General features: G+C 67.0%; 17 protein-coding genes. 4 read left to right on the top strand and 13 right to left on the bottom strand.

What is annotated here, in order from left to right; all coding sequences use genetic code 11:
* Positions 1-30: 30 nt before the first annotated feature.
* Positions 31-1,314, top strand: a complete 1,284-nt coding sequence (gene purD / locus GIW57_RS11095) for a phosphoribosylamine--glycine ligase (RefSeq protein ID WP_236510725.1) — start codon at positions 31-33, stop codon at positions 1,312-1,314.
* Positions 1,315-1,515: 201 nt separating this feature from the next.
* Here purD and rpoH read toward each other — a convergent pair whose 3' ends face one another.
* From rpoH to rhlB, 6 genes are all read right to left on the bottom strand, one after another.
* On the bottom strand, positions 1,516-2,391 hold the full coding sequence (rpoH, locus tag GIW57_RS11090; RefSeq protein WP_100462199.1) for an RNA polymerase sigma factor RpoH: 876 nt from the start codon (positions 2,389-2,391) through the stop codon (positions 1,516-1,518).
* Positions 2,392-2,645: 254 nt separating this feature from the next.
* The gene (gene ung, locus GIW57_RS11085) at positions 2,646-3,371 is read right to left on the bottom strand and encodes a uracil-DNA glycosylase (RefSeq protein WP_236510723.1); all 726 of its coding nucleotides are present in this window, start codon (positions 3,369-3,371) and stop codon (positions 2,646-2,648) included.
* Positions 3,368-4,210, bottom strand: a complete 843-nt coding sequence (locus GIW57_RS11080) for a response regulator (protein WP_089237300.1) — start codon at positions 4,208-4,210, stop codon at positions 3,368-3,370. The genes ung and GIW57_RS11080 overlap by 4 nt, the downstream gene beginning before the upstream one ends.
* A gap of 7 nt (positions 4,211-4,217) precedes the next feature.
* The gene (gene ftsX / locus GIW57_RS11075; RefSeq protein ID WP_089237302.1) at positions 4,218-5,165 is read right to left on the bottom strand and encodes a permease-like cell division protein FtsX; all 948 of its coding nucleotides are present in this window, start codon (positions 5,163-5,165) and stop codon (positions 4,218-4,220) included.
* Positions 5,166-5,167: 2 nt separating this feature from the next.
* Positions 5,168-5,854 (bottom strand): cell division ATP-binding protein FtsE, encoded by a 687-nt coding sequence (ftsE, locus tag GIW57_RS11070; protein WP_025878609.1) that lies wholly within the window; start codon positions 5,852-5,854, stop codon positions 5,168-5,170.
* A 116-nt stretch (positions 5,855-5,970) separates the two neighbouring features.
* Positions 5,971-7,701 carry an ATP-dependent RNA helicase RhlB gene (rhlB, locus tag GIW57_RS11065; RefSeq protein WP_100462197.1) on the bottom strand — a complete coding sequence of 577 codons (1,731 nt, stop codon included), beginning with the start codon at positions 7,699-7,701 and terminating at the stop codon, positions 5,971-5,973.
* A gap of 512 nt (positions 7,702-8,213) precedes the next feature.
* Here rhlB and trxA point away from each other — a divergent pair.
* From trxA to GIW57_RS11050, 3 genes are all read left to right on the top strand, one after another.
* Positions 8,214-8,543: a thioredoxin gene (gene trxA, locus GIW57_RS11060; RefSeq protein ID WP_025878607.1), complete on the top strand. Its 330-nt coding sequence runs from the start codon at positions 8,214-8,216 to the stop codon at positions 8,541-8,543.
* Positions 8,544-8,772: 229 nt separating this feature from the next.
* Positions 8,773-10,539, top strand: a complete 1,767-nt coding sequence (gene rho / locus GIW57_RS11055) for a transcription termination factor Rho (protein WP_100462196.1) — start codon at positions 8,773-8,775, stop codon at positions 10,537-10,539.
* A gap of 223 nt (positions 10,540-10,762) precedes the next feature.
* The gene (locus tag GIW57_RS11050; protein ID WP_236510721.1) at positions 10,763-12,337 is read left to right on the top strand and encodes a sensor domain-containing diguanylate cyclase; all 1,575 of its coding nucleotides are present in this window, start codon (positions 10,763-10,765) and stop codon (positions 12,335-12,337) included.
* A gap of 58 nt (positions 12,338-12,395) precedes the next feature.
* Here the strand turns inward: GIW57_RS11050 and GIW57_RS11045 are convergent, their stop codons facing one another.
* The 7 genes from GIW57_RS11045 to GIW57_RS11015 all read right to left on the bottom strand — a co-directional run bounded on the left by GIW57_RS11045 (position 12,396) and on the right by GIW57_RS11015 (position 18,459).
* Positions 12,396-13,271, bottom strand: coding sequence for an energy transducer TonB (locus GIW57_RS11045; RefSeq protein WP_268927330.1), 876 nt, complete (start codon positions 13,269-13,271; stop codon positions 12,396-12,398).
* 76 nt (positions 13,272-13,347) lie between these two features.
* Positions 13,348-14,241: an energy transducer TonB gene (locus tag GIW57_RS11040; RefSeq protein WP_236510716.1), complete on the bottom strand. Its 894-nt coding sequence runs from the start codon at positions 14,239-14,241 to the stop codon at positions 13,348-13,350.
* A 63-nt stretch (positions 14,242-14,304) separates the two neighbouring features.
* The gene (gene aceK, locus GIW57_RS11035; protein ID WP_100462192.1) at positions 14,305-16,035 is read right to left on the bottom strand and encodes a bifunctional isocitrate dehydrogenase kinase/phosphatase; all 1,731 of its coding nucleotides are present in this window, start codon (positions 16,033-16,035) and stop codon (positions 14,305-14,307) included.
* Positions 16,036-16,149: 114 nt separating this feature from the next.
* Positions 16,150-16,509, bottom strand: a complete 360-nt coding sequence (locus tag GIW57_RS11030; RefSeq protein WP_025878601.1) for a hypothetical protein — start codon at positions 16,507-16,509, stop codon at positions 16,150-16,152.
* Positions 16,510-16,561: 52 nt separating this feature from the next.
* Positions 16,562-16,978 (bottom strand): roadblock/LC7 domain-containing protein, encoded by a 417-nt coding sequence (locus GIW57_RS11025; protein WP_100462191.1) that lies wholly within the window; start codon positions 16,976-16,978, stop codon positions 16,562-16,564.
* Complete coding sequence (locus GIW57_RS11020; RefSeq protein WP_089237316.1) at positions 16,971-17,519, bottom strand: ATP/GTP-binding protein; 549 nt, start codon at positions 17,517-17,519, stop codon at positions 16,971-16,973. The genes GIW57_RS11025 and GIW57_RS11020 overlap by 8 nt, the downstream gene beginning before the upstream one ends.
* Positions 17,512-18,459 carry a hypothetical protein gene (locus GIW57_RS11015; protein WP_236510713.1) on the bottom strand — a complete coding sequence of 316 codons (948 nt, stop codon included), beginning with the start codon at positions 18,457-18,459 and terminating at the stop codon, positions 17,512-17,514. Before GIW57_RS11015 ends, GIW57_RS11020 begins: the two co-directional genes overlap by 8 nt.
* Between the last annotated feature and the right edge of the window lie 55 nt (positions 18,460-18,514).

Here is an 18,514-nt window from a genome sequence, read left to right as displayed (position 1 = left end):
TTCCCTTCCCACGCAATCTGGAATCTCGTGATGAACGTACTTGTCATCGGCTCTGGCGGCCGCGAACACGCCCTGGCATGGAAGCTGGCCCAGTCCTCCCGTGTCACTGAAGTGCTCGTAGCGCCCGGCAATGCCGGCACCGCCAACGAAGACAAGTGCCGCAACGTTGCGGTGAAAGTCACCGACATCGATGGCCTGCTCGCCCTGGCCCAGGCCGAAGGCGTAGCGCTGACCGTGGTCGGCCCGGAAGTGCCGCTGGTGGCCGGCGTGGTCGACCGCTTCCGCGCCGCCGGCCTGCGCATCTTCGGGCCGACGGCTGCCGCCGCGCAGCTGGAAGGCAGCAAGGCCTACGCCAAGGACTTCCTGGCCCGCCACAACATCCCCACCGCGTTCTATTCCGTGCACACCGAGGTGGATGCGGCACTGGCCTACCTGCGCGAGAAGGGCGCGCCGATCGTGGTCAAGGCCGACGGCCTGGCCGCCGGCAAGGGCGTGATCGTGGCGATGACGCTGGCCGAAGCCGAAGACGCCGTGCGTGACATGCTCTCGGGCAACGCCTTCGGCGATGCCGGTGCGCGCGTGGTGATCGAGGAATTCCTCGACGGCGAGGAAGCCAGCTTCATTTCGATGGTCGACGGCGTGCATGCATTGCCGATGGCCACCTCGCAGGATCACAAGCGCGTCGGCGACGGCGACACCGGCCCGAACACCGGCGGCATGGGTGCGTACTCGCCGGCCCCGGTGGTGACACCTGAAGTGCATGCACGGGTGATGCGCGAAGTGGTCAACCCGACCGTGCAGGGCATGATTGCCGACGGCATCCCATTCACCGGCTTCCTCTACGCGGGCCTGATGATCGATGCCGGCGGCGCGCCGAAGGTGATCGAGTTCAACGTGCGTTTCGGCGACCCGGAAACGCAGCCGGTGATGCTGCGCCTGCAGTCGGACCTGGTGGAGCTGGTGGAAGCGGCGATCGATGGCCGCCTGGACCAGGTCGACGCGCAGTGGGATCCGCGCCCGTCACTGGGCGTGGTGCTGGCGGCCAAGCCATACCCGGAAACGCCGATCATCGGTGAGGTGATCTCCGGCCTGGATGAGGTGCCGGCAACGGCCAAGGTTTTCCATGCCGGCACGACGCTGGACGCGCAGGGCCAGGTGCTCAGCGCCGGCGGCCGCGTGCTGTGCGTGGCGGCACTGGGTGACAGCGTGCGCGATGCGCAGGCGAACGCGTATGCGGGTGTGGCGAAGGTGAGCTGGGCCAACGAGTTCCACCGTACCGACATCGGCTGGCGGGCGATCGCGCGGGAGGGTTGAGGCCCGCGCGGCATCAGTACATCCACGCATGACGTGGATGTACTGGATCTTGCCGCATCCACGCATGGGGTGATCTACGGTGTGATTCGTTCATGCAGGGTGTGCCCCGTAGTAGATCCAAGCCATGCGTGGATGAAAGGCCCACCAACAGAAAAGGCCCGGCAATGCCGGGCCTTTCCATTACTCAAACGCCTCGCCGCCTTACGCGGTGAACAGCGCCTTCATCTTCTTCAGCGCGTTCGCTTCGACCTGGCGGATACGCTCGGCCGACACACCGTACTCGTCTGCCAGCTCCTGCAGCGTCACCTTGCTGTCCGCATCCAGCCAGCGGCGGCGGATGATGTCGCGCGAACGCGCATCCAGCTCGGCCAGGCCTTCGCGCAGCAGCTGCATCTGGTTGTCTTCGCTGTCCTCGCGCTCGTAGGCCATCGACGGATCTTCGTCATTGGCCACCAGATACGCAGCCGGCGACGGCGGTGCATGGTCGTTGTCTTCGTCGGTCGGCGCATCGAAACCGATATCGCGGCCGGACAGGCGCGACTCCATTTCCAGCACCTCGCGCTCGGACACGTTCAGGTCCTTGGCCACCGCGGTGACTTCGGCGGCATTCATCCAGCCCAGGCGCTTCTTCGACTTGCGCAGGTTGAAGAACAGCTTGCGCTGCGCCTTGGTCGTGGCGACCTTGACGATGCGCCAGTTCTTCAGGATGAACTCGTGCATCTCGGCACGGATCCAATGCACGGCGAAGGACACCAGGCGCACGCCCATGTCGGGGTCGAAGCGCTTGACCGCCTTCATCAGGCCGATGTTGCCTTCCTGGATCAGGTCGCCGAGCGCAAGGCCGTAGCCGTTGTAGCCGCGGGCCACGTGCACCACGAAGCGCAGGTGCGAATGCACCAGCTCACGGGCAGCGTCCAGATCGTTGCCGTCGCGGAAGCGACGGGCCAGGTCCTGTTCGTTATCGACCGACAGCACCGGGATCTGGTGCACGGCACCGATATAGGCGTCCAGCGAACCGAGCGCACTGGGAATCGGCAGATTGTTTGCCACAAGGGCAGTAGAGGTGTTCTGGCTCATAGGCACCCATCTTAGCAGTCGGGGAATTGGACTGCTAAAGGAGGAAAAAGTTCCAGCATTCCACTGATGAAACACTGGTCCCAAACAGAGCCTTACCGTAACGCGATTTGATGACAGTGGCGAGCGCGCTTTTCGGGATACACAATCCCTTGGAATTCAACCCACTAGCCCGGAAAGCACGGCCATTCCGGGTCAAAGGGAGCTGAACAGGCGGCAGTTTCGCCCATGAAACGCCGGGAAGCGTTGCCCGCCGTTCAGCCCGATGGCGCCAGCGACGCCCGCGGCGGCAGCGACCAGTCGATCGGGGCCTGCCCGCGGCGCTGCAGGTACTCGTTGGCCATCGAAAAATGACGGCAGCCGAGGAAGCCGCGGCGGGCCGACAGCGGCGAGGGATGCGGCGATTTCAGCACGCGGTGGCGGCCAGTATCGATCACCTTGCCCTTCTGCTGCGCGTAGGCGCCCCAAAGCATGAACACCAGGCCCTCGCGCTCGCGGTTGAGCACGTCCACCACGTGGTCGGTGAAGCCTTCCCATCCACGCCCCTGATGGGCACCGGCCTTGCCCTCTTCCACCGTCAACACGGCGTTGAGCAGCAGCACGCCGCGCTGTGCCCAGGGAATCAGGCAGCCGTGGTCGGGGCGCGGGATGGCGAGGTCACCCTCGATTTCCTTGTAGATGTTCAACAGCGACGGCGGCACCGGCACGCCCGGCTGCACCGAGAAACTCAGGCCGTGGGCCTGGCCGCGGCCGTGGTACGGGTCCTGGCCGAGGATGACCACTTTCACCTGATCGAACGGGGTGGCATCGAACGCGGCGAAGATCTGCGGGCCGGGCGGGAACACCGCCGCACCGCTGGCCTTGCGCTGCCGCAGGAAGCTGGACAGCTCGCGCATCTGCGGCTGCAGCAGGTAGTCGCCCACACGCTGTTTCCAGCTCGGTTCCAGCTGGATCGCCGGGGTGTCCACTACTTCATCGATCATCGCAACAGGGGTCCATCATTCAGTCGGGCCAGCCGCAGCTGGAACAGCACCTTGGTGATCAGCAGGCGCTCTTCGATCGGCTTCAGCACCAGGTCGTTGGCGCCAGCCTGCAGCAGGCCGGTCTGGTTGTGCGGATTGCCATCGCCGGTCATCACCAGCAACGGCAGGCGGCGCTTGCCGTAGCCGAAGTCCACGCGCACGCGCTGCACCACGTCGCGGCCGCTCAGCTCTCCCTTCAGGGTCACGTCGGTCAGCACCAGGTCGATGCGATGGCGGCTGCGACCCAGCGATTCGGCGGTCAGCAGGGTGAACGCCTCTTCGGCGCTGACCACATGCATCACGTTGAGCTGCTGGCGCTCGAGCATGCGCTTGGTCGCCTCGGCCACCACACGGCTGTCCTCGATGTAGAGGATGGTCGCGCCGGGAATGGTCTGCGGCTGCACGTAGCCGCGCACGAACGTCGCCAGGGCCTCGTGGCCCAGCGATTTGTCGAAGTAATCGGTGACGTACTCGGTGAAACGGCGCTGCTCCAGGTGCTGCTGGGCGTCGCCGGAGACCACGATCACCGGCACATAGGCCTGTCCGGCGGCTTCGCGCACCATCCGTGCCAGCGCCAGCCCGTCGCCATCGCGCAGGGTCAGCGAGGTGGTCACCAGATCAACCGGGCCCTGCGCCAGCGCATGCTGGGCGTCTTCGATGCTGTCGCAGCCGATCACCTCCACGCCCGGCAGATCGCGCTGCAGGACGTCGGCGATCAGCTTGCGCACCAGCTTGGAACCGTCAACCACCATCACCCGCGTCGCGGGCCCTTCAAGGTGCTTCAGCGCTTGCGGTTGCATGCCGGTCTCAGGTGTCGGTCGGGCGGGTCTGGCGGAGGAAGTGGCCGGTCACCAGCCATGCACCCAGCCAGCCCAGCAACAAGGTGCCGAGCAGTACCAGGCTGCCATGCAGCAGGTCCAGGCCATGCAGCACGAACGGGCTGCCGTAGCTGCGCGACAGCTCGGCCAGCGGCGCGCGCAGGGCGGCACCGGCAATGCCGATCAGGCCCAGTGCGACCGCGCCGGCGCCCAGGCCATACCAGGCGCCCAGGTACAGGAACGGGCGGCGGATGAAACCATCGCTGGCGCCGAGCAGCTGCAGTACGCCGATTTCCTCGCGGCGGGCCTGGATGTCCAGGCGCACGGTGTTGCCGACCACCAGCGCAGCACCGACGCCGAGCAGCACCGACAGCACCTGCACCAGCCGCGCGCCGAACGCGAGCCATGCATCCAGGCGCTGGCGCCACAACGCGTCATGCTGGACCAGGTCCGCCCCGGGCAGGCTTTCCAGCGCGCGTGCCAGCCGCGCATCGTCCTGGCCCTGGCCGGGGGTGATCACCAGCAGCGAGGGCAGCGGGTTGTCATTGAGTGCGTCGATGGCCTCGCCGAGACCGGCCTGGCGCAGTTCCTCCAGGCCCTGCTCCGGCGTGCGCACGGTGACGCTGGCAACATCCGGGCGATCGCGTAGTTCACCGGCCAGGCGCAGCGCACCGGGGCCGTCGACGTCGGCCTTCAGGAAGACGTTGATGTCGCGCGACTGCTGCACGCTGCCGGCAAACTGCTTGAGGTTGTCCAGCGCGATCGACAGGCCCAGCGGCAGCGCCAGGGCCAGCGCCATGACCATCACGGTCAGCAGCGTCGCCCACGGTTTGCGGCAGGCGCGGCCGAGGCTGAACACCACGCTGTGCACGTGATGCTGGAACCACACGCCCAGGCGCGACGGCGCAGCGGCTTCGGTGTTTTCGTTCTTGGCCATGGTTACTCCGCCAGATCCTGCGGCGAGATGTCGTCCACCAGCCGGCCGTGGTCGAGGATCAGCACGCGCTTGCGCATGTGGCGCAGCAGCGGCAGGTCATGGCTGACCACCAGCACGCTGGTGCCGCGCGCGGGCAGCTCGGCGAAGAGGGACATGATTTCCGCCGCCAGGGTCGGGTCGAGGTTGCCGGTCGGCTCGTCGGCCACCAGCAGCTTGGGCTCGCCGACGATGGCACGGGCAATGCCGACGCGCTGCTGCTCACCGGCCGACAGCTGCGAGGGCAGCGCCTTCTCGCGGTGGCCCAGGCCCATGCGCTCGAGCACCGAACGGACGCGCTTGTTGATGTCGCCACGGCGGGTGCCGCGCAGGATCAGCGGCAGGGCCACGTTCTCGGCAATGGAGCGGTCCATCAGCAGGCGGTGGTCCTGGTAGACCGCGCCGACCGCGCGTCGATGCCGCGGCACATCGCCGCCGCGCACCTTCAGCAGGTTGCGCTCGTCGAACATCACCGCGCCGCGGCTGGGCCGCTCGTCGAGGTGGATCAACTTGAGCAGGGTGCTCTTGCCCGCCCCGGAGTGACCGGTGACGAACAGCATTTCGCCCGGCGCGACCTCGAAGCTGACATCGGTCAGGGCTTCGTGGCCACCGGCGTACTGTTTGCTGACATTGTCGAAGCGCAGGACACTCATGCCCCGATTATGCAGGACCGGCGCGACAGATCGGTAGCGCCGGGCCGCAGGGTGGGTGCCGACCGTTGGTCGGCACACCCTTGATGCCACCCGACCAACGGTCGGGTGCTACCGGATCAGCTGCCCGACAGCATCCGGCGGATCTTGCGGCCGATACGGGTCAGGAACGAGTCGCCGGCGTCGGCGCTGGTGCGCACCGGCTTGGCCACCACCTGCACCGGGGTGACCGGGCTGGCGCCGTTGCCGGCGTTGCTTGCCACGCCCTCTGCACCCTCGACCGGACGGCCGTGGCGACGACGACGACGCTTGCGCGGCTTGCGCTCGCCATCCACCGCACCTTCCGGCGCAGCCTCAGCGCGCGGCGGACGCGGGGCCTGCACGGCAGCGGCTTCAGCCGTCACCGCACCCTCGACTGCGGCGGCAGCAACCTGCTCGCCTTCCACACGCGGCTTGCGCGGGCCACGCGGACGGCGCTCGCCGCTGCGCTCGCCATCACGGCCACCACGCCCGGCGCCAGCACCGCTGCCGGAACGACCGCCACTGCGGCCACCGCCACGACGCTCTTCCTCGGCGGCACGCGCTTCGCGTGCTTCGCGGAAGATCTGGCCGACGCTTTCGTTCTCGTCGCCTTCCTCACCCGGTGCCGGGGCGGCACGCTCCGGGCGCGGCAGCGAGGTCAGGATCTCGCTGGTGACCGCTTCGACCGGGATCTTCTGTTCGATGTAGGCCTCGATGTCCGGCAGGCCCATCGCGTAGCGCTCGCAGGCGAAGCTGATGGCATCGCCTTCCTCGCCCAGGCGGGCGGTACGGCCGATGCGGTGCACGTAGTCTTCGGCGTCGAACGGCAGGTCGTAGTTGTAGACGTACTTGATGCCGTCGATGTGCAGGCCGCGGGCGGCCACGTCGGTCGCCACCAGGATTTCCAGCTGGCCCTTCTGGAAGCGGTTGAGCAGGCTCTCACGCTTCTTCTGCGGCACGTCGCCGGACAGCACGCCGACGCGGTAGCCGGCACGTTCCAGCGAACGGGCAACGCGCTCGACGAACACCTTGGTATTGACGAAGACCATGGTGCGCGCGCCTTCGCTGCGCGACAGCAGGCCCAGCAGCAGCGGGATCTTCTCTTCGTCGGCCGGGAAGTAGATGCGCTGGCGCACGCGCGCGGCGGTGATGGTCTCGGCTTCGACCACCAGCTTCTGCGGCTCGTTCATGTGCTCATAGGCCAGCTCGAGCACGCGGTGGCTCAAGGTGGCGCTGAACAGCAGGGTCTGGCGGGTGGAGCGCTCCGGCATGCGGCGCAGCAGGAAGCGGATGTCCTTGATGAAGCCCAGGTCGAACATGCGGTCGGCTTCGTCCAGCACGCAGATCTCGCAGGCATGCAGCGAGACCACCTTGTGCTGCTTGACGTAGTCGATCAGGCGGCCGGGGGTGGCGATGATCACGTCCACGCCCTGCTGCAGGATCTCGCGCTGCTTGTCGTAATCCACGCCACCGTAGACCAGCGCGAAGCGCAGGCCGAGGTCGGAGCCGAACTTGACCGCATCCTTGTGGATCTGGATGGCCAGTTCGCGGGTCGGGGCGAGGATCAGCGCGCGCGGATCTTCCGGCTTGCGATCGGCCAGCGCCGGGCGCGTCAGCAGGCGGTTCACGACAGCGACCAGGAAGGCCAGCGTCTTGCCGGTGCCGGTCTGGGCCTGGCCGGCGACGTCGCCACCGGGCAGCGCGACCGGCAGGGTCAGCGCCTGGATGGGCGTGCAGCGGGTGAATCCGGCTCCTTCAAGACCGGCCTGCAGGGCCGGATGCAGATCGAAGGAAGAAAAAGTCAAATCGGTCAGCGGTTTGTCGCTCATGTGTCCGTCTTGGTATGGCCACGCGCCTGCGGGCGGCGGCACTGAAATCTGTCTGGGGCTCCGTCGCAAACTGCGGCCCCTGCGGCGGGTCGGGCTGGCCGGGACCCCTCGGGTCCGCGCGCCGCACAATGCCCCAGTTTACCGCACTCGGGCCGGCAAACCGGAATCAGGCGTCTCAGAGTCTAGGGAGACGCACCTCTTCACCCCGCAGTACCGCGCTTGAACAGCGGCCCATGCGCCCATGGCCTACCGCGCCAGCACCCCCATTTCAGCCATGGACAGTGAAATCGGACACATACCGTGCTCAACCCCGATCACGATACGCTGGGTTCCAGCCAGCATCTGTCCGCGCCCTGCGATAGGGGTACACTGCCGGCCGTGAGCGTCCAGGCATCCCGCCGAACGCACCGTGGCAGTCCGCCGCGAGGCAACGACGAGGGTCACGCCACCGGGCATGGCCCAGTTCACCCACCTCCGGCCTGGCCGGGTGCAATCCAAGACGAGAAACCAAGATGAGCGACAAGGTTGTACACGTCGGCGATGCCGACTTTGATAGCGCCGTACTGAATTCCAAGGAACCGGTGCTGGTCGATTTCTGGGCCGAATGGTGTGGCCCCTGCAAGATGATCGCCCCGGCACTGGACGAACTGGCCGATGCCTACCAGGGCCGCGCCAAGATCGCCAAGGTCAACGTGGACAACAACCGCGCGCTGGCCGCCAAGTACCACGTGCGCTCGATTCCCTACCTGGTCGTCTTCAAGGATGGCGAGAAGGTCGGCGAGCAGATTGGTGCCGTTGGCAAGGCCCAGCTGGCCGGCCTGCTGGACAAGGCCCTGGCCTGATCCTGCGGGTGACCGGCAGCCGTTTTCCACGGCTGCCGGGCGGGCGCCCCGGCGCCTGACTGAATACCGTATCCGGCGACCCTTGCGTGGCGCCGCGGGCCGATGATAGTGTCGGCATATCCGGCCGCGTTCGCGTGCCGCATCTTCTGGACGCAGTTTCTTCCAGACCCATTCCCAATGTTCGCCGCCCCAGCCGGGCGCTCGCACCTTCAAGCGAGGAATAACGCTCTTGTCCGATAACACTTCCGAAACCGGTAGCGCCGATGCGCCCGCCGAAAAGCGCGTGCGCAAAGCCCGCGTAACCAAGGCTGCCGCTCCGGCCGCCGCCGAAACCAGCGCTCCGGCGCAGCCTGCCCTGCCGCTGGCAGCCGCACCCGAAGCGCCGGCACCGGCCGCAGCGCCTTCCGCGCCGAGCGCACCCGCCGCCGAGGCCCCTGCCAGCAGTGGCGGTGGCGAAGGTGGTGAGGGCCGCGAATCCGGCCAGCCGCGGCAGTCGCAGCAGAACAACCAGGGCGGCGGCCAGAACCAGAACCCCTACAACCAGGGCGGCCAGCAGGGCCAGCAGGGCCAGGGCAACCGCCGTGACCGTTTCCGCAACCGCCGCGACCGTGATCGCAATGGCGGCGGCGGTGGCAACGGCGGTCGCTTCCGCGACGACGGCATGCCCAACGACAACGGTGAACAGCAGCCGTTCGTACCGCGTCCGCACGCCAACGTGCCCGAGGGCTTCCCGGTCTATTCGCTGAGCGACCTCAAGCGCATGCCGGCCCAGAAGCTGCTGGATATCGCCGAGCAGCTGCAGATTTCCGAAGGCGTGGCCCGTGCCCGCAAGCAGGACGTGATCTTCGCGCTGCTGAAGGTGCTGACCCGCCACGGTGACGGCGTGGCCGCCGACGGTGTGCTGGAAATCCTGCCGGACGGCTTCGGCTTCCTGCGCGCGGCCGAAGCCAGCTACCTGGCCGGCCCGGACGATACCTACATCTCGCCCAGCCAGATCCGCCGCTTCAACCTGCGCACCGGCGACCACCTGTCCGGCCGCATCCGCTTCCCGAAGGACGGCGAGCGCTACTTCGCGCTGTCGATCGTGGACACCATCAACGGTGAGCCGCTGGAAGCGTCGAAGAACAAGGTGCTGTTCGAGAACCTGACCCCCCTGTTCCCGCGCCGCCGCTTCACCCTGGAGCGCGGCAACGGTTCCTCGGAAGACATCACCGGTCGCATCCTCGACCTGATGGCACCGCAGGGCAAGGGCCAGCGTTCGCTCATCGTTTCCCAGCCGAAGGCCGGCAAGACGATGATGATGCAGCAGGTCGCCACGGCCATCACCACCAACCATCCGGACGTGCACCTGATCGTGCTGCTGATCGATGAGCGCCCGGAAGAAGTGACCGAAATGCAGCGCACCGTGCGCGGCGAAGTCATCAGCTCGACCTTCGATGAGCCGGCCGCACGCCACGTACAGGTTGCCGAAATGGTGATCGAGCGCGCCAAGCGCCTGGTCGAGCACAAGAAGGACGTGGTGATCCTGCTCGACTCGATCACCCGCCTGGCACGCGCCTACAACAACGTGGTGCCCAGCTCCGGCAAGGTGCTGACCGGTGGTGTGGACGCCAACGCCCTGCACCGTCCGAAGCGCTTCTTCGGTGCCGCACGCAACGTGGAAGAAGGCGGCAGCCTGACCATCATCGCCACCGCGCTGGTCGATACCGGCTCGAAGATGGACGAGGTGATCTACGAAGAGTTCAAGGGCACCGGCAACAGCGAAGTGCACCTGAGCCGCCGCATCTCTGAAAAGCGCGTGTTCCCGGCCATCGACATCAACCGCTCGGGCACCCGTCGCGAAGACCTGCTGATCGAACCGGAACTGCTGCAGAAGATCTGGATCCTGCGCAAGCTGCTGCATCCGATGGATGAAATGACGGCAATGGAATTCCTGCTGGACAAGATGAAGAACACCAAGTCCAACGACGAGTTCTTCGGTTCGATGAAGCGCTGATCGCGCGGCATTGATGCACTACGAAAAGGCCCCGCTATGCGGGGCTTTTTCTTTGGAAGGCGTCAGGACAAACGGCTTCACTTCGCGGTCCGGAGTTTTGGCGATAATCTGCGGGACAAATGCCTGACTCTCCGCCCCGACCGCGCTGGCCGGGCCGCCGATTCCCGCTGTTGCCCCATCCGGAGAATCCGGCGGGTCCAGCCCTGCCCGATCCTTCAACCGCATGCGCACACTGTCCCCCCGGCTCAACCTGGGCAAGCTGATCCTTGCCCTGGCCCTGCTCAGCGCCGTCATCGCCCTGGCCAATACGCTGCTTGCCAGCTATCGCGTGCAGCGCGACCAGCTGGTGGGAAACACTCTGGAAGCCAACCGCGTGTATGCCACCAAGCTGGCCGAGACCACGCAGAATTTCCTGCTGGCCGCGCAGCAGCAGCTGGCCTACGCCGCCACCCGGCTTGGCAACAGCGACATGGATCCGGCCCAGGCGCAGGATGAGGCCAGCCGTCTGCAACTGCAGTCCAGCAGCTTCAATTCTTCGCTGGTCGTGGCCAGCGATGGGCGGGTGATCGCGACCTCGCCGCAGAGCCTGCAGCTGCAGGGCGAGATCCTGCGCAGCGCTGGCAGCAAGGCGGCGCTCGAGCGGCGCGAGCCGATGATCAGCGATCCCTACCAGTCGGCCACCGGCAAGCTGCTGATCTCGATCTCGCACCCGGTGTTCGACCGCAGCGGCCAGTACCGCGGTTATGTCAGCGGCACCCTGTACCTGCGCCAGCGCAGCGCCCTCAACACCCTGCTGGGTACGCACTACTACCGCGACGGTTCCTACCTGTACGTGGTGGATCGCCATGGCCGCCTGATCTACCACATCAATCCCAAGGAAGTGGGTACCTACGCGCTGAACAACCCGGCGGTGAAAGAGGTGATGCGCGGCCAGCGCGGTGCGCAGCAGGTGCGCAACAACCACCAGGTGGCGATGCTGGCCGGCTACGCGCCTGTCGCGGCGACCGGCTGGGGCATCGTCGCGCAGCGCCCGACCGAGGCGACGCTGCAGCCGCTGTCACGGCTGATGTCGGCGGTGATCTGGAATGCCATTCCGCTGGGCGTGTTGTCGCTGCTGATCACCTGGTGGTTCGCACGGCGCATTTCGCTGCCGCTGTGGCAGCTGGCGCGCAACGTGCAGGATGGCGAAGACACCGGCAATGCGATCAGCCACGTCAATGGCATCCGAGCCTGGTACTTCGAAGTGGCGCAGCTGAAACAGGCCGTGCTGTACAGCTTCAGTGCGCTGCAGGATCGGATCGGCACGCTCAACCGGGCCAGCCGCACCGATCCGCTGACCGGCCTGCTCAACCGTCGCGGACTGCAGCAGGCGCTCGACGCACTGCAGGCGCAGGGCCTGCCGTTTGCGATCCTGACGCTGGATATCGACCGCTTCAAATCGATCAACGACAGCCACGGTCACGACGTCGGTGATGCGGCCATCGTGCATATCGCCGAACAGATGCGCCGCCATTCGCGCGAGACCGACGTGCTGTGCCGCGCCGGCGGTGAGGAGTTCCTGGTGCTGCTGCCGGGCGTTGGCGTCGAAGCGGCCCGGCAGGCCGGCGAGCGCCTGCGCCAGGCCATCGCCGACGAGCCCTTCGCCCCGGTGGGCACGATCACCGTGTCCTTGGGCGTGGCCCACTTCCCCAGTTTCCACACGGATCCGGAGCAGGCACTGCGCCTGGCCGACAAAGCCCTGTACCTGGCCAAGGAACAGGGCCGCAACCGGGTCGTGGTGTACCCGCACGCCGATTGAGCACCTCGATTCAAGCGGGATGCGCCGCGACAGAGCCGGCGCATCCCGCAATGACGCATCAGCCCAGCGGGGTCAGCAGGCGCGGGCCTTCCTGCGCGCGACCGACCATGTACACACCGCCTTCGGGCAGCAGGTCGGTGCCGGCCACCCGGGTTTCCTCGCCGGTCTTCCACGGCGCCAGCTGGCGCGGGCCCGGAATGTAGGCGGCCCAGCGCCCGTAGCGCTCGCGCGAATCCTCGAAGGCGAATCGCACCGGTACGCGCACGGTCCAGAAGTCGCGATCCTTTGCCTCGCCAGTGGTGGGCGGGGTGAACGTCCAACGCTTCGCGTTCCTGACGCTGGCCTTGGCCAGGATATCGCGCAGCTGGCTCATCACGCGCGCGGTGCCAACCACAGTCAGATTGGTCTGCTCGGCGATCACATCAGCCACCGTGCCATCACGGCCGACCTTGACCATCAACATGACCGTGCCCTCGCCCTGCAGGGTCAACGCCTGCGGCGGGTACTCCGGCGCGCGCAGTCTGTCGCTGGTCACCTTGTCGGTGCTGACCTCGCGCTCGCCACCTGCTTTGCTGAAATTGGCATCGACCAGGCGCACCCGCATGCTGCCTTCGTCCGGGTTGTCGGCGATCAGCCGCAGGCGCACCGCCGTGCGTGCCTGCACGGGCTTGCCATCGACCAGCACCGGTTCGAAACGCCAGCCCTGCACGGCGTTGTCCACGAAACCGGCAATAGCCGCATCGACTTTTTCGCGACGGTCGAGCTGGAACCCTTCAACCTCGCCTTCGCGGCCGATGTCGATGACGCCGCTGAGGGTCATGCTGGCCTCGGCCTGCCTGCGAACCTCGCGCGCGGTCTGCGCAGCGGCGGTATCGATCAGCACCGCACCGCCAGACACCGCAAGGGCCAGCGCGAGGAAAAGAGAAGAACGCATCACAGCCACTCCTTGTGCATGAAAACGATGAAGTCTGACGCCCGCGCCGATGCAACCTGGGGTCGGTTGGCTAACATCACTGCTCGGCAAGCAGGGTCAACAGACGCAGCCCGCGGGTGGCGCTGTCGACCATGTACACGCCGCCGGCCGGCAACAGGTCGCTGCCGACCTGCGCGGCGTCCTCGGTGGTGCGCCACGGGGCCTGCTGGCGCGGGCCGGGAATGTAGGCCTGCCAGCGCCCGTAGGGGCTGGGCGGTTGCCTGCTGCCCTTCTCGCTCAGCGCGAAGGTGACCGGCACGCGCACGGTCCAGAACGCCAGGCCTTTGTCCTCACCGGAGGTCGGCGGCGTGAACGTCCACTTGCGGGCCTCGCTGATGCTGGCCTTGGCCAGCATGTCGCGCATCTTCTTCATTACGTGTTCGGGTGCGACCACGCCCATGTTCACCTGTTCGGCGACGACATCGGCAACCGCACCGTCACGCTCGACCTTGACCAGCAGCATCACCTCGCCCTGTGCACCGACGCGGAAAGCCGCTTCCGGATAGCGCGGAGGCCGCATCTGCTCGGCGGTCACCGCATCGGTGGCCTTGTCGTCATATTCGCTGAAGTCCACGCTGGTCATGCGCACTTCCGTGTTGCCGTCGGCCCCGGGCCGGCCCAGCAGACGCACGCGCAACGGTGCATGTTTCGCCACGGGCCTGCCGTCCACCAGGGTGGGTTCGAACTGCCACTTGCGGATCGTGCCGTCCACGAACGCAGCGATGGCAGGCGTGATCGATGCCTGCTGGTCGAGTACGAGGCCGCTGACCGCGCCATCTGCGGCGACATCGATGTTGCCGGTCAAGACCATGCTGGCTTCGGCGGTGGCACGCACCGCGCGCGTGCTCTGCGCTGCGGCATCAGTGCTGAGCAGGGAGCCAGCCGTGCCGGTCGCAAGCGCGAAGGCGAGAAACAGCGGAGAACGCATCATGGCCCGATCCTTGGTGATGAGAGTTCCGAGATTACCCCAGTTCGCCGCCGTCGGCACAGCCGATCACGCCAACCGCTGCGCAGCCGAATAGGGTGGCGTGTCCGGATAATCACCCGCCGCAAAGCGCGCCTGCAGTCCCTGCCACCAGGCGGGGTCGAACAGATGCCGATAGTGCTCGCGCACTGCTGCCAGCTCCTGCGCCGGCAACCCCATGAAAGGCCCGAACCGCTCCGGGAATACATCGCGCGGGCCGACATGGAACCAGGGCTCGTCGGCCATCGCTTCTTCGGCGGAGCGTGGCGTGGGCCAGGCACGGAACACGCAGTCGCTGACCAGGCACAACTCGTCGTAGTCGTAGAACACGGCACGGCCGTGGCGCGACACGCCGAAGTTTTTCGGCAGCATGTCGCCGGGGAAGATATTGTTGCGTGCCATGTCGGTGATCGCCTGCGCGTAGTCGAGTACGGCTGCACGCACGGCCTCGCCGGCCTGCTCGCGCAGGTAGAGGTTCAGTGGCCGGAAGCGCCGCTGCACGTAGCACAACGCGATCTCCACCTCGTCGCCATCCACGCGCACGCTCTGCGCGCACTGCTGCAGCAGTTCGTCCAGCAACGCCGGGGCAAAGCGTCCGCGCGGGAAGCGCAGGTGCCGGTAGGGCTGTGCATCGAGCAGGCGGCCGACGCGATCGAGGTTGAACACCAGCGCGTACTTTTCCTCCACCTGCTGCCGCGACATCGCCTTGGGCCAGGCGAAGCGGTCGCGGATCAGCTTGAACACCAACGGGTAGCTGGGCAGGGTGAACACCGCCATGACCATGCCCGGCGTGCCTTCGGCATGCGCCAGGCGCTCGTTCGGGTGTTCATTGAAGTGGCGGAAGAACGTCCGGTAGCGCTCGGTCTTGCCCTGCTTGGCGCGTCCGAGCACGGTGTAGATCTCGTCGATCGGCTTGCCCGGCAAAAGGCTGCGCAGGAACACCACGGCATCACCAACGGTGGCCAGGTTGGCCTGGAAATAGCTGCGTGACACGCCGAACAGGTGGGCCACATCGCGGCGCCGGGTCAGCACGGCATCGGCGCGCAGGCCCTGGTCGTCGTTGACCAGCGCGATCACGCAAGGCGAGAAACGGTGTTCGCCGAACACGCGCCCGACCAGATAGGCGCGACGCTCGCGGTAGAACACGGTATCGAGCAGTTCGATGCTGCGTACTGGCGTGTCGCCCCAGTGCGCCAGATCATCCTGCAGGCGCACGGCGATGGCGGCGGCACAGCGCAGCTGGTGCGCATACGGAACATCGAAGCGGTAGTCGGCCAGCACCCGCTGCAGCGCCTCCACCGGCCGCGTCGGCGAGACGGCATAGGTATGCCGCGCCACCGGATGGGTGATCGCATCGGAGGGCTCGACGTCAAAAGCGATGAACTCCACTTCCGGATCCACGCCGCGGATGGCGAACAGCCGCCGCGACAGGGTGTTGTAGAAGGTCTTGTACAGCTCGGCATCGATCAGGCCCTGCAGCAGGGCGCTGTAGTGCGCGTGCACCTGCAGCCACAGCGCGCGTTCGCTGATGGCGTCACCGGCCAGCCGTCGCAGCGCATCCATCTGCTCGGCGATGCACTGGTCGTAGAGGGCGATGCGCTCCACCGCATCGTGGCGCGCCGCTGCCCAGTCGCGCTGCTGGAAACGCACGCGGGCACGCGCCGAGATCGCGGCGAATCGCGCGTGGTAGTCCTCGAAGCCATCACGGATCGCATCAGCGATGCGCGGTGCAAGTTCGGCGGAAATGACAGCGGGCGGCATGTACGGCTCACGACGGAGAACCGATGCCACCATACGCTGGCGTGGGGTCGCTTGTGTAGAGCCGAAGGCCGCTGCCCTTGCGGCAGCCTTCGGCTCTACAGCAATCCTCCCGGCTCAGATCGCCAGTTCGGCCTCCACGTCCTGCACCTTGCGCCGCGCCAGGGCGAGGTTGGACTTGGTCCGGTCCAGCACGATGTAGAAGAACAGTCCCTTCTTCTTCGCCACCGGGCGCATGATGTGATACGCCTTGCCGAGCGAGATCAGGATGTCCTCGATGCCATCGTTGAGGTTGAGCGAGGCGGCGGTTTTCATCTTCGCGCGGATCACTTCGGTATTGCCGGCCGCAGCCACTTCCATGTCCATGCCCGAACCGGCTTCACCCAGCAGCATTCCGCTCTCGTAGTCGACCAGCGCCACGGCCTGCGCGCCATCGATGCCCATCAGTGCAGTCAACGAATCATTCAATCCAGCCACGTTGCACCCCTCTCAATGTTGGTTCGAGCCCCTCGTTCCCCTGCGGCCGGGCTCACGATCCGCTGAGTTCGGTCAGGATCGCCTGACCACATTCCCTGCTCTGCCACAGCACCTGACCAATCACGCTGCGCTGGTCGCAGGCCGCCATCAGCAGCAGCGGCGCTCGTCCCTCCGCCTGGATGGCCAGCATCAGCACCTTGCCGCCGGCGGCCTCCAGCATCAGCGTCTGCAGATCGCCCAGTGCCAGCTCGCGCCCCACCGCCGCGGCGAGGGCCAGCATCGCGCTGGTCATCGCCGCCAGTCGCTCGCCGCGCCCCTCCGCACCGGCGCTGACCAGGGCAAAGCCATCGACACTGGCGAGCACCACGGTCCGTACCCCTTCCACCCGTTGCTGCAGGTCCTGCAGCAACGGCTGCAGGCGCTCGCGCTGCTGCGCGTCCGGCAACGGCGCGCCTTGTCCATCAGCCATGTGCGGCCACCAGTGCATGCGCTTCCATTTCGCTCATCAGTACGTCCATCAGCAGCAGTCCTTGTTCGCGATCACGCGCATCCACTGCCAGCAACGGCAGCGGCTGGCCATCGAGCCGGGCGCGATCGGCCCAGTCATCCAGTGCCGCTGCCGGCACCTGGTCAAGATGGGTCACCGCCACCACCAGCGCCAATGCCGGACCGAACGGGCGCAGCACCTGCAGGTAGGCGTCCAGCTCGGCGGCCACGCCGGCCCGGCGCGCATCCAGCAGCAGCACGGCACCGCGCGCGCCCTGCAGCAGGATCGGCCACAGGAAATCAAAGCGCTGCTGGCCGGGCGTGCCATACAGGCGCAGCCTTTCGCCGTTGGGCAGGTCGATATCGGCGTAGTCCAGCGCCACCGTGGTCGACGCCTTGTCCGCCCCCGCGCGGTCGCTGTTGGCTACGTCGGTGTCGACCACTGCACCGGCGGCGATGCTGCGTACCAAGGTCGATTTGCCGCTGCCCATGCCACCGAGCACCACCACCTTGTGCTCACGCATCGCGGTCACTCCCGCGCAGCGTGCGCCACAGGCGTGCGAGCAGGCTGGTGTCGGCAGTGCTGGCACGTGCACCCGCCAGCGGTGCGGCAGGCGCGGCCTGCAGCTGTGCATAGCCACACAGGTAGGCGGCGTGGATGAAATCGCGCACGGCGGCGGCGGGAAGATCCAGCAGCATCGCGCATTCGTCCACCGTGCAGGCACGCTTGAGCAGCAGCGAACACAGGCGGAAGCCATCGTGATCGTGGCCGAGCACGCGGAAATCCGGCCAGCGCAGCAGCTTCACCGAGGCCCCGCGCAGGCGCTCATCCAACGCCTGCCAGTGGCGGCTGCGCTGTGCCCATTGCCACAGCAGCGGACGCAGCGGCAGTCGCGTGCGGTCACCCGCCAGTGCCTGCAGCTGTGCCGGCTGCAATGCGTCCAGGTACAGATGCTCGAAGCCCTGTGCCAGCCGTTCCACCAGCACCGTGGCCGGCTCGCGCAGCAACACCGCCTGGTCCTGTTCCAGATCCAGCAGCAACAGTGGTTCTGCGCCCTCGCCCAACAGCGCCTGCCCCTGCCGCAATGGCAGGCGCTCGCGCAGCAGACGGGTGATCGCGTGTGCGCCGTCCGCCAGGCGGATCGGTGTCGCTGCCGTACCGGCCTGCATGCCGCGCAGTGCGCGTCCTATCGCGCCATCATCCAATACGTCCTGGCCACCATCGCCTTCGCGCAACTGGCCACCCAGGTCTTCGATCCAGCAGTGCAGCCGCGGGCGCTGCTGGCGCATGCGCAGTGCCGCGTTGCGCAGCGCCGGTGTATCGCGGATCACCAGCAGGTCGCAGTCGTCCAGGTCCTGGCTGCGGCGGATCTGCCCGTCGGGCAACGCCGAGGCCAATCGCAGCCGCTGCAGCAGGGCCTGTTCGCCCTGGATATCGGTTCCCACTACGAGCACGCGTGCCATCCGTGTTCCCCGTGCGACCACCTCCCCGGCGGTCTCGCATCGCCAAGGCTAGGCC

Source organism: Stenotrophomonas sp. PA-6-5C (genome assembly GCF_021605635.1).
Classification (GTDB): Bacteria; Pseudomonadota; Gammaproteobacteria; order Xanthomonadales; family Xanthomonadaceae; genus Stenotrophomonas; species Stenotrophomonas lactitubi.
This window is presented reverse-complemented; position numbering and strand designations above follow the sequence as displayed.

Excerpts from the sequence above, each read along its gene's own strand:
- purD (WP_236510725.1), top strand. The coding sequence starts at position 31 with ATGAACGTACTTGTCATCGGCTCTGGCGGCCGCGAACACGCCCTGGCA.
- rpoH (WP_100462199.1), bottom strand. The coding sequence starts at position 2,391 with ATGAGCCAGAACACCTCTACTGCCCTTGTGGCAAACAATCTGCCGATT.
- ung (WP_236510723.1), bottom strand. The coding sequence starts at position 3,371 with ATGATCGATGAAGTAGTGGACACCCCGGCGATCCAGCTGGAACCGAGC.
- GIW57_RS11080 (WP_089237300.1), bottom strand. The coding sequence starts at position 4,210 with ATGCAACCGCAAGCGCTGAAGCACCTTGAAGGGCCCGCGACGCGGGTG.
- ftsX (WP_089237302.1), bottom strand. The coding sequence starts at position 5,165 with ATGGCCAAGAACGAAAACACCGAAGCCGCTGCGCCGTCGCGCCTGGGC.
- ftsE (WP_025878609.1), bottom strand. The coding sequence starts at position 5,854 with ATGAGTGTCCTGCGCTTCGACAATGTCAGCAAACAGTACGCCGGTGGC.
- rhlB (WP_100462197.1), bottom strand. The coding sequence starts at position 7,701 with ATGAGCGACAAACCGCTGACCGATTTGACTTTTTCTTCCTTCGATCTG.
- trxA (WP_025878607.1), top strand. The coding sequence starts at position 8,214 with ATGAGCGACAAGGTTGTACACGTCGGCGATGCCGACTTTGATAGCGCC.
- GIW57_RS11050 (WP_236510721.1), top strand. The coding sequence starts at position 10,763 with ATGCGCACACTGTCCCCCCGGCTCAACCTGGGCAAGCTGATCCTTGCC.
- GIW57_RS11045 (WP_268927330.1), bottom strand. The coding sequence starts at position 13,271 with ATGCGTTCTTCTCTTTTCCTCGCGCTGGCCCTTGCGGTGTCTGGCGGT.
- GIW57_RS11040 (WP_236510716.1), bottom strand. The coding sequence starts at position 14,241 with ATGATGCGTTCTCCGCTGTTTCTCGCCTTCGCGCTTGCGACCGGCACG.
- aceK (WP_100462192.1), bottom strand. The coding sequence starts at position 16,035 with ATGCCGCCCGCTGTCATTTCCGCCGAACTTGCACCGCGCATCGCTGAT.
- GIW57_RS11025 (WP_100462191.1), bottom strand. The coding sequence starts at position 16,978 with ATGGCTGATGGACAAGGCGCGCCGTTGCCGGACGCGCAGCAGCGCGAG.
- GIW57_RS11020 (WP_089237316.1), bottom strand. The coding sequence starts at position 17,519 with ATGCGTGAGCACAAGGTGGTGGTGCTCGGTGGCATGGGCAGCGGCAAA.
- GIW57_RS11015 (WP_236510713.1), bottom strand. The coding sequence starts at position 18,459 with ATGGCACGCGTGCTCGTAGTGGGAACCGATATCCAGGGCGAACAGGCC.